The sequence below is a fragment of the Okeania sp. genome, assembly GCF_983059655.1.
The window spans coordinates 1-14,485 of record NZ_CEZPJD010000118.1; the positions used below are offsets into that span (position 1 = coordinate 1).

A 14,485-nucleotide genomic window follows, 5' to 3' on the forward strand; every position below is an offset into this window, starting at 1 on the left:
CTATATACCATTACTGGACTTACCCAACTTTTTGTTGGGTTTCCTTACGTCAACCCAACCTACAAAGTAGCCTACACTTCATCTAACTTCTGACTTCTGACTCCTAACTTCTGACTTCACAAACTGTCCTGGTGTTAATTGATTTGTTCCATTAGTCACAACCAAATCTCCCGGTTGCAATACTCCCCGCACCAAACTCCGGTCTCCCTCCGTATGCAAAACCTCAACCATTCGTTTTTCAGTCTGATAAGTTCCTGCAGGTAAATTCAAATCTGACTGTGAAGGCGGTACAAGAGCATAACTTGCCAATAACCCCCGCTCTCCCCAAACCAAAGCAGATGTAGGCAACCAATATCCTTCCAGATCATAAGTCTGATTTAATGCCAGACGAACAACAGTGCCAGGAGCAATACTTTGAGGTAGTGCCAAAATTGCAGTTTGCGTCCGAGTCATAGAATCTACTTCTGGTAATATCGACAGCACTCTTGCACTATAAATTCTGTCTCCCACCCTAACCTCCTGCTGACTACCAATCCTCAGACTGGAAGTATTCGTAGGTGGCACCCCAACCCTAACTTTCCTTTCACCACTCTCAACCAAACGCACAACACCCTGGCCAGCATTAACCACAACTCCTTCGTCTAAATGTCGGACTGAAACACTACCCGAAAAAGGTGCAAATAGAGTACTCTTTCTCAGAACAACATCAATTTCTGAAATTTGTGCCTCGAAACCTCTAATTTCTGCTTGTTGAGCCTCTATTTGTTCGCTGCGAGTTCCAGCAATAAGTTCGTCTAACTGACTTTGCACCTGACGCACTCTAGCTCGTTGAGCCTCTATTTGTTCCCTGCGAGTTCCGGCAATAAGTTCGTCTAACTGACTTTGCACCTGACGCACTCTAGCTTGTTGAGCCTCAATTTGTTCCCTGCGAGTTCCGGCAATAAGTTCGTCTAACTGACTTTGCACCTGACGCACTCTAGCTTGTTGAGCTTCTACTTGTTCCCTACGAGTACCTGTTTCCAGTTTCTCTAGTTCGCTCTTTGCTTGTTCCAGTCTTGCTTGTAAAGTATCTGCTTGGGTTGAAACTTCATCAAACTGCTCTAGAGAAATTGCTCCTTCGGTATAAAGTTCTTCACGTCGTTTTTCCTGAAGGCGAGCGAGATTTAATTGTTCTTCTAAGTCCAAAACTCCCGAACGAGCAGCTTCAATATCTTCAGTACGCGGTCCAGTTTGCAACTCTTGTAGTCTAGCTTGCTCTTGGAGTAAAGATGCACGAGTAGCTGCAATTACTTCTGGTCTTGGCCCGGTTTGCAACTCCTGTAATTTTGCTTGTTCTTGGAGTAGGGATGCACGGGTCGCTGCAATTACTTCTGGTCTCGGCCCGGTTTGCAACTCCCGTAATTTTGCTTGTTCTTGGGCCAGAGATGCACGGGTGGCTGCAATTACTTCTGGCCTTGCTCCGTTTTGTAGTTCTTTGAGAGTGGCGATCGCTCTATCTTTCTGTGCTATTAATACTGCTTTTTGAGCTTTTGTTTGGCTAGTGTCGAGTTGAGCGATAGCTGTTCCCTTGGTTACTTCTTCTCCTTCTTCTATATATATAGATGTGAGTAAACCAGATTGTTCAAAACCTAATTCACTGCTTCTTTTGGCTTCTACAATTCCTGTGTAATTCTGGGAAACGGAATAGGAATTTACTAATTTAATTGGGATAGCTGGAACGGATAGGATATTGGGAAGAGTGGTTTCTAAGTTTGGTTTAGCAGAAATATTCCACTCCTGAATAAATTTTAGACCGCTAAAAGCTATTCCTAAAGTAAGTAACACCAGGCCAACCCGAAGAAATTTTCTATCTTTGACTTTAGGCTTTAAATTAGTGACTTCTGACTGAATTGGTAAAGTTTCTATCTTTTCAGTGAAGATTTCGACTTTGCCATTAATTTCATGGGGCTTAGAGTCTAGCAATTTTTTATCTTTCATTGCTTTGCGTTTTAACTCAAGTAGAGATTATAGGATTTTGATTAAATTTGACTAAAAATGGACATTTAAAACAATCGTTTGATTTGTCCTAATTAAAACATACGTTTGAAATAATTGCAATGATTTCTCTACTCCCCCGCTCAAGAAAACATAGAAAAGTTTTTGAGGTTTGGTAGTATCCCGAATGTAAAGATTTAGGTGAGAACGATCGCTTCGCTGTTTAGCTAGCATGAGAGAGTGTTCATCAAATAAATATTCAATCCTCAAGGGGTGAAACAAACAATAGTAGGGGAAGGTTCCACGCTATTCTTAATTGCTCAAAATTAGATTTAGATGAACCCTCCCCCACCACAACAATCTAACACACTGCATCGGCTCATTAGGGTGCATTAATGAAATCAATACTTACGCAAAACCACCATATCTAGTAGGTATAAATAGAAATATCCCTCTACAGATAGTGTATTATCTGACATTTTGCCTAAGTCTTGGAAATGTAACGCACGCCTCTCAAAGTATGAGGTGCGTCTCAAAAACTTTTCTACATTTTGTTGAGGAGTAGGGAGTAGGTAGGGACGTTGCATGCAACGTCCGTACAGGGAGAAGAAAAGATAAGAATAATGGGCGTTGGTAAATTAGTGTATGATATTAATCTTAATTTTTTAGGAGTCAAGAGTCAGGAGACAGGAGTCAGGAGGGAAGAAAAAAGAAGAAACCCTGAGTAGAAGGAGAAAGTTTTTCGGGGAGTGCAAAGGTAACGGAATTGTATCGCGCTCTTATCCGGACATGGTTATCATACCTAAAATTACCAACGCCGAATAATGAATATTAAATTAGCTAAAATTAGCAGAAAAGTGATTCTACTTCTGCTAATTAGTTAATAACTGAAGTATTGCGCAAGTATAGTACCACTTTTAGGAATTGGTATAAAACCAGGCATTATTCCACAAATCGTAAGCATACCGTCACACACCCTACTGAGTCTTTTGTTTACCAACAGCGTATAAGTTGTTAATGCCAACAATATTTTTTTCCTAATTTATCCCATCTTTCAAGACTAAATTATCTCGTATTAATGATAAAATCTGACATCATAATAGACTATTGTTAGGGAGAAAGATTTTGCATATATTTAAAATTCATGGTATCGATAAAAAAAATGACAATTGTAAAATTTGTATTGCTATTAGCTTGATTTTAATCAATTTGTTATGTTTAAACACTCGTATGACTCTGGCAACAGAAGAAAAACAGGAGGTGATGGGAGAAATTCAAAAGTATGCTGAAGAATTTAGTAATTCTAAATCTAATGACTCTATTACCCAACAAATACCTGTTTACCAACTAGATGATATTTTACCCACTGACTGGGCCTATGAAGCATTAATAAGTTTACGCGTTAGCGGAGCTTGCTGTAAGCATCGATACGACTGTCTCTCCGGTTATCCTGACAATACTTACCGAGGCAACCGTGCTATCACCAGATATGAATTTGCAGCAGCTGTAAATGCTTGTTGGGAAACCATCGAAAATTTACTGGCAGAAAATCAAGCAGAATTAATTCAACAAGATGACCTGATAGCTATCGAAAGACTTATACAAGATTTTCAGGTAGAAATAGCTAACCTGAAAGCACGTACTGAGGGTTTAGAAAATCGAGTAGATGCTTTAGAAGCACAGCAGTTTTCCACTACCACTAAATTAAATGGTCAGACAATTTTTGCAGTGAATGCTGGAGGTTTTGATGGCGATCGCCTCATTGGCCCCAATGGAGTAGAGCTTGCAGACGAAAATCCTCAAGCTACGTTTCTATATCGAGCAGTTTTCGATTTTGATACCAGTTTTAGCGGTACAGACTTATTAAAAATACGGGTTGATACAGGTAGTAATGGTTTTATTGATAACGCTACAGCTGTACTCGAACCCAACTTTGGTAGTATTCTAGATTTCTCCAAACGCCCCCCAGGAGATGACGATTTTGGTATTGGGAGAGCCTTCTACAGTTTTCAAGTTGTGGAAAATTTGTCTCTATCTATTGGACCTTTAATAGAAGCTTTGGATTATATAGATAATAACAGTTACGCCGATTTAAGCTTTCGCGACTTTTCCACAGAAAACCTGGTTTATAACTACGTTGCATTTCCTGTAAATGGTATCGGTGGTGGAGCAATATTGGAATGGAATCCTGGTGGTAGTGCTTTTAATCTTCGTGCCTTATATATTGCCCCAGACTCAGCTAACCCTTCTCAAAATGGTCAAGGGCCTTTGCCAGTTTCTGTGTTTACATCACTACTCTATTCTGATGGCAGGGGTTCCAGGGGTTTATTTGGTTTTCATCAAGGAATGGTGGAATTTGAATATAATCCTTCATCTAGATTTAGTCTACGTTTACTTTACAGTGGAGGAAAAGTTTTTTCTCGCAATTTTGATGCAGTGGGAGTGAATTTTGAGTGGGGTTTTTCTGCTAAGTTTGCTGTTTTTGGTCGCTATGGTTATAGCAGCTATGAGGATACAGATTTTGGAGATATCAATCCGAACTATTGGATGGCAGGTATTTCCGGATTAGATGTTTTGCAAGAAGGCGATCGCTTGGGGGCTGCAGTTGGACAACCTTTTGTTGTGGATGAAATTGGTAATTCAACTCAGACAAATTTGGAAGTTTTTTATAATTATATGGTGAATGATAATATTCAGATTTCACCTGTTTTGCAAGTTGTTTTTGACCCTAGTAATCAAAAGAGTAATGGTACGATTTTTACTGGTACGTTACGCACTGTTTTTTATTTTTGAAGAAGGTGTTAATAATTAATAATTAATAATTAATAATTAATTATTACCTCAAGAGTGAAAACGGAATTGATTGACTAATGATGAAAAATTTTTCTTCTCTTGGTCGATTGGATATGGTTAGGAAACCCATCATCCCACCCTACGGGAAGCTGCGCTTTTCGCGCCAGCGTTGCAAAGCAAACGACCGCTTGTTTCTCCTTGTAGAGGGACAGCTCGCGACACAGCCAAGGAGAGGCTTTAAACCTGAATTATTCGGTAAGTTTTAGGTCGTAGGTCGTAGGTAGAAAGCTAGGACAGATCAAAATATTACAACTCAGACAAAGCAATATTTTTCCTTATTCCTTCTTGCTTCTTACTTCTTCCCTCTTCCTTCTGCTAAAAGTTTAAAACTCAAACAAAGCAATATTTTTCCCTCTTCCTTCTTGCTTCTTCCTTCTTCCTTCTTCCTTCTCCCTTCTGCTATATAATATTATTTTATCAGTTACTACCGGAGAAAAAAAATATGAATAGCGATGAATTAATCCAACGTTATCAAGCTGGAGAAAGAGATTTTTCTGGTGTGGAATTAGAAGATATGGAATTAAGCAATATTTCTCTAGAGGAAATTAATCTCAGCTATGTCAACCTCAGCGGAGCAATATTGCAAAATGTCAATTTAGATAATGCTAATTTAAGTAATGCTCAGTTAGATAGTACAGAAGTAGAAAATACTACTTTCAGAAATGCTAATCTCAGTCACGTTAACTTAGAAGGAATATCTTGGCAAAATCTAGATTTAAGCAATGCAGATTTAACAGATACAAATTATGACCATAGCACTATAGACAATTCCAATTTTACTAATGCTAATTTAACTCAAATGGGGGGCTTTCAATCAACTTTTTATAGCTGTAATTTGACTGATGCAAATATTAGTCATGCAGATTTAAGTGAAGTTACTTTTGACGGGTGTAATTTGAACAATGCTAATCTCAGTCACACAAGTTTTTATGATGTTTATATTCAGGATTCAAATCTGAGTAATGCTGACTTCAGTCATGCTCAAATTAAAGCTATGTCTGGTTGGAGTCAAGCTAACTATACTAATATTAATTTTCACAATGCTTGGTACTTAGATCCACAAGATATACCATCAGAAATTGACCCTAATGAAGCAGGATTAATGTTTATTAGTGAAGGCAGCGATCTGAGTGGCAAAGATTTAAGTAATATAGATTTATCCGAGCAAGAAATAAATTCTGCTAATTTTAGTAATGCCAATTTAAGTGGTGCAAATTTGAGCGACACAGACTTGATCGATACGGATTTTACTAATGCTAATTTAGAGAATGCTGATTTAAATGGATCAGATTTGACTAATGCTAATTTTACTAATGCTAATTTAGAAAATGCTGATTTAGATGGGGTAATTTTTGATAATACAATTATGCCAGACGGTAGTATTAGAAGTGATGAAGAAGAATAACTAGATATATAATTGGAGGAGTCAGGAGTCAGGAGGAATGGGAGTTATACCAATTCCCAAAAATAATGCTATATTTCAATGAAGACTTCAGTTATTAAGTAATAATAATGGTTCAGTAATGTTTGTAACGATTCTCGGTATTAAACCAAGATCTATTATCTCTTTTAACCCTACTCCCTACTCCCAAATCCCCCTCTTGGGAGGGGTTAGGGGTGGGTTCCCTACTCTCAAAGAAATGTAGCAATATTTTTGAGATTAAGATTAATATCATACATGTATTCAGCAACGTCTCAATATTTAACTCAATGCTCCCATTAAAAAACTAGCTTCAGAAATATATACAGCTTCAAAATTATCATCAGTCACTTGCCTTAAAGAGAATGTTACATCTGCAACTCCAAAATTAGAGTTAATATCATAGGTAAAATATGTTTCAGATAAATCTAAAAATCCAGAGACAAAAGAAAACTCTTCGCTACTTACAATTAATCCTAAGAATTTGCCATCTCTAAATACAGCTTCTGCAAATAATAAATCAGCGTTGCTATAGTCAATATCTAAAAAACTAAAGTCAAAGTTCTCAAGTATTATAAAGTCTATGCCTTTGCCAGTTAATTTTGAACCTTTAAAACTGAACGATCCGTAATAGTTATTCCCGGCAGCAGGTCCACGATAAGGGGATACTTCAAAATCGTATTTAATAGTATCTTTCTCGTTGCTTTCATTAATAATGGCAGAATCAAGGCTTAGATTTGCGCTGTTCGATCTGATTTTTTGGTTTATATCAGCCATTGTGTTATTTTTCTTGAAGTAATTGTTGAATTGGTTAAGAAACTTTACAGAATAATTTTTTTCGGCTTGATATTATCAAAGCCGAAATTAATTTTAGTTAGGTGAGATTATATTTATACCTAGTTAATATTCATATTTTTATGATAAACAATAAATTTTAATTTTGGATGAAATTTTTATTAAGATTTAGCTCGAAATAGATAAAGTTTTTGTCAATATTTCAAGTAAAGCTTGTGCATTTTCTATGCATATTTACTGAGAGATAATATTTTTTTGCTATGAGACATTTGTTCTTTTAATATAGCTGAATTAAAACTTGATATGCAAATTTATTATTGGCGTAGTTGTTTAGAAAATTGATTGGGACTTGAAGATTAGAAAATAATGGTCAATTAAGTTAGCTTCTTGATAGAGGAGCTACGTTATTATGCTAATTACTATGTATTAATACTTAACTTAATTAGCCCTTAAATTGGGTGCATCTCAATTTTGAACAAAGCCAAAAATTTATTGCTTTTAGGTAACAGCCAATAGACATCTCCAGAAAAGAGGGAACAGGGAACACCGGAGCTGGGAACAGGGAAGAATAATTGATAATTTATGGATAAGAATTGATTTTATTTTTGATTTTTGGAGATGTCTAATAGGCAATATATAGGAAAAAAGTATTTTTGTAAATATGACATGCACCCCTTAAATTATTAAGTAATTAACACGAGTTAATTATTCTGATGTTTACTTCTCACAGACGTTGTGTACAACATTCCTAGTTAGGGTTTGTGCTCATAAAGTCTTTTTGCTGGGTTAGGGAGTAGGGAGTAGTTAGAACGTAGAAAAAATGGAAATCACAGAGTCAGTGACCAACATAATAGTCAGAGTGATTTTTCGGCTGCGTGCTACCTGAAAATCCTTACTTTTTTTACCTAAGCTTGCTGAAAAGTTCATACTTTTTCCAGACATAAATTGCCTAAAACCAATATCAGTCAATGCGCGCGATATTTAATCAGCAAGCCCTACTTACTTCCCCTACTCCTCCGCTTTGCTATTACCCTACTCCTCTGTTCAATAAAATGTAGAAAAGTGTTTGAGAAATGGTAGTACCTCTTGCAATAGGAATATGAGAAGATGTAAAACTTTCTTTTTTATTTCTTGAAAAGGGGAAACTTGAGACTTAATTTTTTTTTGTCAGAATTTAAGACTCTATTCTCTATTTTTTAATTTTTTATAAATTCTGTACTGATGATTATATTAAATAGTAGTCAAGATCAATTAGTAGATTTTGCCGATCTTAAGTACTTACTCAACTACTATTATATACTTTAGCTTAAAGACGGAGAACAAATTTATTTAATTTACGTCATTTGTTGTAAATAGTCATCTAATAAGCTGTTGTACATTTAAACCACTTATTTGTTTTGTATCTAATTAAAAGGATAATCTTTATTACTCCTGACTTCTGACTTATGACTTCTAACTTCTGACTTGCTAAGACGCATTTAAAATTCATCTTAGCTTACTCACCTTGTCTAAATTATCTAAATTCTAGGAGCGTAAAATTATGATTTGGTCTCGTTTTAATTCTCTCAATAGTTATTTATTAGGTACTGCTACACTAGCAGCAATTGTGATTAATATTTCGACAGCAGCAAATGCTAAAACAGCTCAAGAAGTAGCAGAAATTGCTATCCCAATTACAGTGCAAATCAATAGTAAATTAGGTGATGGCTCAGGTGTAATTATTGCTAAAAATGATAATATTTATACTGTCCTCACTGTTAATCATGTAGTAGAAGATTCTACTATTGAATATAGCATTAGAACCAATCTAGAAAAAGATTATTCAGTAATAGAGGTAGTCAGTTTACAGACAACCGATGAAGAACCCGATCTAGCTATATTGAAATTTGAAACGACAGAAACATATCCAGTGGCAACTTTAGGTAATTCTGAACAATCAGTTATTGGTTCTCAAATATATGTATTTGGTTATCCTGCTACTGGCGGTTTATTTAGCACTGAAAGAGCGCCAGAATTATCTCCAGGATTAGTAACCAGTCGTCCTAAAAGTCGCCCCGAAGGTTATACTTTGCGTTATCAAGCTGTTACCTGGAGTGGTATGAGTGGGGGTCCAGTTTTTGATTCTGATGGTCGCGTTATTGGTATTCATGGACAAGGGGAATTTGGTTTTGCTCAAACTAATGCTGGAGATGTAGCGCCAATTAAAACAGGGTTTAATGCTGCGGTTCCTATTAATAGTTTTATCAGAAGATTATCTGATGCGAATATTAATCCTTCAGACCTAATTTTGGATGATGCTCCTACAGTTAGTTCCCCCGTTTCAACAATTAATCCTCAGAGCGCTGAAGCTTTATATTTTAGAGGTATAAGTTATTTGGATAGAGGAGATGCTTGGGAGGCGATCGCTAATTTTAATCGTGCTTTGAGAAAGGAACCTAATAATACTCCTGAAATATATTTTAATATGGGTATTGCTCGGAGTTTGTTAGTTAATCCTCATGAAATAACACGAAATTCAAACCCAATTAAAGATTATACTAAAGCAATTGAAATTAATCCAGGCTATGCTGATGCCTATTATAATCGTGCTCATGTTTTTTATCAAAATAGTCTTATTTATCAAAAAATGGAAGATATAACCAGCGCAAAACAGCAACTTCAAAAAGCAATAAAAGATTTAGAAAAAGCAGCAGAACTTTATCAACAAGGTGGCAGAATTCAATCTTATCAAGACACCTTAAATTTTATTCAAAAGTTAAGAAATTGAGAGTTATAGCGCTAGGGAATAGGGAATAGGGAACAGGGAACAGGTATGGATAGAATAGAAATAAATACCTCATTAGCCTGGGAAACGCTGTATCTTTATCTTTCTGCGGGTGTAATACCAAGTCATCTATACGGTGCTTAAAATTGTTTGAGGTATATAGACATGGAGTGGCCAGTTGTTGACTATCACCGCGCAATTTTCCCTTCTGTCTTATACCTTGTCTTCTTCAATGCATAAGTTCTCTAATTTGACGTTGATGCTTGGCTTTAAGAGATTGTATTGTTGATTGAAGCTCAGTATCATATTTTTGTTTTAATTCCTTGAGTTTTTGCTGAAGCTGATTTTGATGTTGAGTAGTTATAGTTCCTATTGTTTCTAGCATAGATTCTTGATGAATTTCTTCTAATTCTTGGATTTTAATTTGGAGACGACTTTGATATTTTGTTTCTAAAGATTTAACTGTTTTTCTAAGTTTTTGTTCGTGATACTTCTTGAAGTTAACAATTTTTTGTTGATGTTTGTCTTCTAAATAACTGGTAATATTGTGAATTTTTTGCTGATGAGTTTCTGACAATTCTTGGAATTTTTTGTGATACTTTAATTGCCAAAAATTGTTGATTTTTTGTTTTTTTTGGCGATGTTCTTTTTCTAAATCTACTATCTGGTGAGAATATTTATCTGTTAATTTTCTAATTTTTTCCTGTGATTTAGCTTCAGTCGATTCTAAATTCTGTATATGTTCTGCTTGAATTAATTTAATTTGCTCTTGTAATTCTTCGTTTTGTTTATGTAATCCCCTCAAATTTTTCTGATAATCTACTTCTAAAGCTTGAATTTCTTCTTGTTTTTTTTGTTGATAATCTACTTTTAATTGTTGAATTTCATTTTGATGTCTTATATGAGCAAGAGCAATATTTTCTTGTATTTCTTCTAAGTTATGTCTGAGTTGTTTTTCAAGTTCTTCTTTTTGTTTGATTCTCTCTTGATAATCTGTATTTAATAATGTAATTTCTTCTTGTTGTGCTTGCTGAAGGTCATAGATTTGTTCGTAGGTTTCTCGTAACTGTTTTTCATAATTTTTTGCTTGTTTTTTTAACCGCTTTTCAAATAGCCAGTAAGCACAACCTATACCTAGCATTACACTAACAACTGTAACTACTATAAATGAAGTTATAAGCATAATTTTAACTACCACCTAGTTTCTCTTACGAGTACTCATAAATAACACTCCTAGAAGTTGAATTTATGTTGAGTTTTATAGTACCATAAGCTATAGATATTTTATATATAATCAATACAAAATGATCGAGGAAAACCAGTTAACATCTTTCACTCCTACTCGTGCTCATGTTTTTATTTCCGGAAAAGTTCAGGGGGTTGGTTATCGCTTCTCCACATTAGAAATGGCAGTTAATATCAATGTCACTGGTTGGGTGAAAAATCTACCTGATGGTAAAGTCGAAGCTGTTTTTGAAGGTAGCGATCGAGCGGTGAAAAAAATGATTAACTGGTGTTATGCAGGCCCTAAGTCAGCTATTGTCAATGATGTAACTATAAAATATGAGCAACCCGAAGGACTAGAAAGTTTTGAAATTCATCGTTAACTAGCTATCAGCATTTGAGCATTTCAGCATTCAGCGCGCTAAAAGCTAGGGTTTAAATTCCCAACTTCTAGCTTGTTGCTGATACCAATTCCCATCCATTAATGCTATGCTTAGGTAGCACTTCAGTTATTAAGTAATTAACACAGGTAGAATAACTTTTTTGCTAATTAGCAGCTCAGTTAATGTTAATTAGAATTTGCGTATGTAAAGTCTTTTTGTTGAGGTAGGGAGTAGGGACCTACCCCTAACCCCTCCCAGGAAGGGAAAAAGGAAGTAGGAAGTAGTTAAGAGTCATGAGAAATGGGAGTTATAGAGAAGGCGATCATTCATTATAGCAAGAGTGATTTTTCTGCCATAGCCACCCCAAAATGCGCTTCTTTTTGAATGTGAAGGGCTCAAAACCAGGTACTTTTTTCAAGCCTAGAAAGGCTAATACCTTTATCTGTCAATGCTTTGATATTTAATCAGTAAGCCCTAATTATTAATTATTAATTATTAATTATTAATTGCTGAACACTCCCCCACTCAAAAGTCTAGCTGTGCGATCGCACAAACTTATCCAACCTTGCCATCCCTTTTTCTATAGTTGCTAAGTCAGTAGCGTAAGATATCCTAATATGATCGTCTGCACCGAAAGCAATACCAGGAATAACAGCCACGTTTTGCTCTGCTAATAAAGCATTACAAAATTCTAGGGAACTGCTAGAAATTTTACTAATATTGACAAACATATAGAAAGCTCCTTCAGGTTTGTTACAAGTAATTCCTGGTATAGCATTCAATAAATCATAAATTACCTGCCGACGTTTAGCAAAAGCTTGACGCATTTTTTCCACACAGTCTTGAGATGATTCCAATGCAGCGATCGCTCCATACTGAGCAAAAGTACAAACATTTGAGGTACTATGACCTTGAATTTTAACTGTAGCGTTAATCAATTCCACAGGTGCGGCCAAATATCCTATGCGCCAACCCGTCATAGAGTAAGCTTTAGCAAATCCACTACTAATAATAGTATTGTTCAAAACATCTGAGCTGACTGCCCCAATACTGAGATGTTGAATATCATCATAAATAATCTTTTCATAAATTTCATCAGAAACTACTAAGATATCTTTTTCTACTATTACTTCTGCTAATGCTTTAACTTCTGCTGGACTATAAACCATCCCAGTTGGATTAGAAGGAGAATTAAGAACGAATAATTTTGTTTTGCTAGTAATAGCTTGACGTAGTTGCTCTGGTGTCACTTTATAATTCGTCCGAGCATCCGTAGGCAAAATTACAGGCTCTCCACCCATCAGTTTGACCATTTCTGGATAACTTAACCAGTAAGGTGCAGGAATAATTACTTCATCTCCAGGTTCAATCAGTGCCATCATCAGATTAAACAGAGAATGTTTCCCTCCATTAGTGACAATAATATTTTCTGCTTTGTAGTTTAGGCCATTTTCCCTAGATAACTTTTGGGCGATCGCTTCTCTTAGTTTGGGTTCTCCCGCTGCTGGGCCATATTTAGTCTTACCAATATCCAGTGCTTTTTGGGCTGCTGCTTTGATATGCTCTGGGGTATCAAAGTCAGGTTCCCCAGCACTAAAACTACATACATCTATTCCCTCAGCTTGCATTTCTTTAGCTTTAGCCGAGATAACTAAGGTTAGAGAGGGTGGTACTTTGCCAACTCTTGCTGCCAATTTCATTTTTTACTTTTTTGAGCTACTAAACCTTTCATTTTATATTGGACAGATGATTCGGTTCAACCTCAACTATTAGACATCTCCACCAAAAGAGGGAGTAGGGAGTAGTGAAGAGTAAAGAGGAATCAGGAGTTGTAGAGGATGTAGAAGGAAAAATTATCCCTTGACTTTGGTGTCCCTATATGGCCCAAAATCCGCTCATTTTTGAACCTGAATTACCTAAAAGCTGGTACTCCCTTAGCACTTGCAAAGGCTGAAATTTTTACCAGGGAATACTTTGATATTTATTCAGCCACGCCCTAATTATTAATAGACATCTCCAAAAATTAAAAATAAAATCAATTCTTATCTAGAAATTATCAATTATTCTTTCCTGTTCCCTTTTACTTTTTCCCTGTTCCCTCTTTTCTGGAGATGTCTCATTATTAATTATTAATTATTAATTATTAATTATTTACTACTCCCTTCTTCAAGGCATAACAAATTGAATCACACCCCACTGACCATTTGTTAACCACAAAGGATCTTCTTCATTTAATATTTCGATTTGATCGGGTTCTAAGCTAGTTGCTACTTCTGACTTTAAGGTACGCAAAGCTACAAATGGTGTAGGAAAATAATAAGTAATATCTGACAAAGGGGTAGTAAATAACCAGTGGCGATCGCCTAAGATACGGCGATAGTTAGCATCACCCTTAATCAAAACCAGACTGGCTTTAGCTAATTCCTCTCTCACAGACTCTGGCATTTCCCAAAAAGCTAGTGGCGCATTCCAAAAAAAGTCATCTCGGCAAATTAAACGACCAGTACTAATATATTCTTGTAAGCGAGCTGCCAACATTTGTAAATTTTCTGAGACATCATTAGCTAAGATTTCCAGAGTGTAAAAGACATCTTGACTCATAGCATCAGAAACAAAAGTTGGATGTGCTTTCAAATGCAAGTAAATAATATTGGCAGTTTGAGTAGATAAAAGGAAATCTATCAGAAAAAAATCGCAAACTAACTCAAAACCTGCATTATCTATAATTAAATCGATCCGTTGCCCCTGAATATTACTTAAATAGTCAATGGAATTATAGGTATCATCTACTAATATATGAGATTGTTGTTGTTGAAGGTTTCTAGTAGTCCGGTCCTCTGTTTCAACTGGCCATAAACTCAGATCGGCTTGATTACCCCACAAAGCAGTTTGTAACAGAGCTGTGAGACAAATTTGATAACTCTGTTGTTTTGGTAGAGCAGTATTTAAACCATTGATGCGATCGCCAATTTCGCGGATAGCATCCATAGATTTTTCTAAACTTAAGCGTTTTTGGTAACCAAAAGGGTCTATTCCTTGCCAAATTCCAGGTACAAAATAATCTGTTGCCTC

The 14,485-nt window shown here is 35.8% G+C and carries 10 protein-coding genes; 4 read left to right on the forward strand and 6 right to left on the reverse strand.

Going from position 1 to position 14,485, the window contains the following annotated elements; translation table 11 throughout:
* Positions 1–78: 78 nt before the first annotated feature.
* Entirely contained in the window at positions 79–1,977 is a 1,899-nt protein-coding gene (locus AC3DU7_RS09430) for an efflux RND transporter periplasmic adaptor subunit (protein ID WP_488039094.1), read from the reverse strand.
* A gap of 398 nt (positions 1,978–2,375) precedes the next feature.
* Positions 2,376–2,561: a hypothetical protein gene (locus AC3DU7_RS09435; protein ID WP_488039095.1), complete on the reverse strand. Its 186-nt coding sequence runs from the start codon at positions 2,559–2,561 to the stop codon at positions 2,376–2,378.
* Positions 2,562–3,099: 538 nt separating this feature from the next.
* Between AC3DU7_RS09435 and AC3DU7_RS09440 the strand changes: the two genes are divergently transcribed.
* Together AC3DU7_RS09440 and AC3DU7_RS09445 are read left to right on the forward strand one after the other, a co-directional pair.
* Positions 3,100–4,767 carry an iron uptake porin gene (locus AC3DU7_RS09440; RefSeq protein ID WP_488039096.1) on the forward strand — a complete coding sequence of 556 codons (1,668 nt, stop codon included), beginning with the start codon at positions 3,100–3,102 and terminating at the stop codon, positions 4,765–4,767.
* 502 nt (positions 4,768–5,269) lie between these two features.
* A complete protein-coding gene (locus AC3DU7_RS09445; protein WP_488039097.1) occupies positions 5,270–6,232 on the forward strand; it encodes a pentapeptide repeat-containing protein in 963 nt (320 codons plus the stop codon).
* A gap of 297 nt (positions 6,233–6,529) precedes the next feature.
* On the opposite strand, the gene AC3DU7_RS09450 is transcribed toward AC3DU7_RS09445, so the two are convergent.
* The gene (locus tag AC3DU7_RS09450; protein ID WP_488039098.1) at positions 6,530–7,024 is read right to left on the reverse strand and encodes a hypothetical protein; all 495 of its coding nucleotides are present in this window, start codon (positions 7,022–7,024) and stop codon (positions 6,530–6,532) included.
* Positions 7,025–8,582: 1,558 nt separating this feature from the next.
* Here AC3DU7_RS09450 and AC3DU7_RS09455 point away from each other — a divergent pair.
* Complete coding sequence (locus tag AC3DU7_RS09455) at positions 8,583–9,809, forward strand: trypsin-like peptidase domain-containing protein (protein WP_488039099.1); 1,227 nt, start codon at positions 8,583–8,585, stop codon at positions 9,807–9,809.
* A 226-nt stretch (positions 9,810–10,035) separates the two neighbouring features.
* On the opposite strand, the gene AC3DU7_RS09460 is transcribed toward AC3DU7_RS09455, so the two are convergent.
* The gene (locus tag AC3DU7_RS09460; protein WP_488039100.1) at positions 10,036–10,989 is read right to left on the reverse strand and encodes a hypothetical protein; all 954 of its coding nucleotides are present in this window, start codon (positions 10,987–10,989) and stop codon (positions 10,036–10,038) included.
* Between the two features lie 121 nt (positions 10,990–11,110).
* On the opposite strand from AC3DU7_RS09460, the gene AC3DU7_RS09465 reads away from it, so the two are divergent.
* The gene (locus AC3DU7_RS09465; protein WP_488039101.1) at positions 11,111–11,413 is read left to right on the forward strand and encodes an acylphosphatase; all 303 of its coding nucleotides are present in this window, start codon (positions 11,111–11,113) and stop codon (positions 11,411–11,413) included.
* Positions 11,414–11,946: 533 nt separating this feature from the next.
* Here the strand turns inward: AC3DU7_RS09465 and AC3DU7_RS09470 are convergent.
* Together AC3DU7_RS09470 and AC3DU7_RS09475 are read right to left on the reverse strand one after the other, a co-directional pair.
* Positions 11,947–13,113, reverse strand: a complete 1,167-nt coding sequence (locus AC3DU7_RS09470) for a pyridoxal phosphate-dependent aminotransferase (RefSeq protein ID WP_488039102.1) — start codon at positions 13,111–13,113, stop codon at positions 11,947–11,949.
* Positions 13,114–13,579: 466 nt separating this feature from the next.
* Positions 13,580–14,485, reverse strand: a 906-nt coding sequence (locus AC3DU7_RS09475) for a damage-control phosphatase ARMT1 family protein (protein WP_488039103.1), incomplete at its 5' end; no start/stop codon positions are given.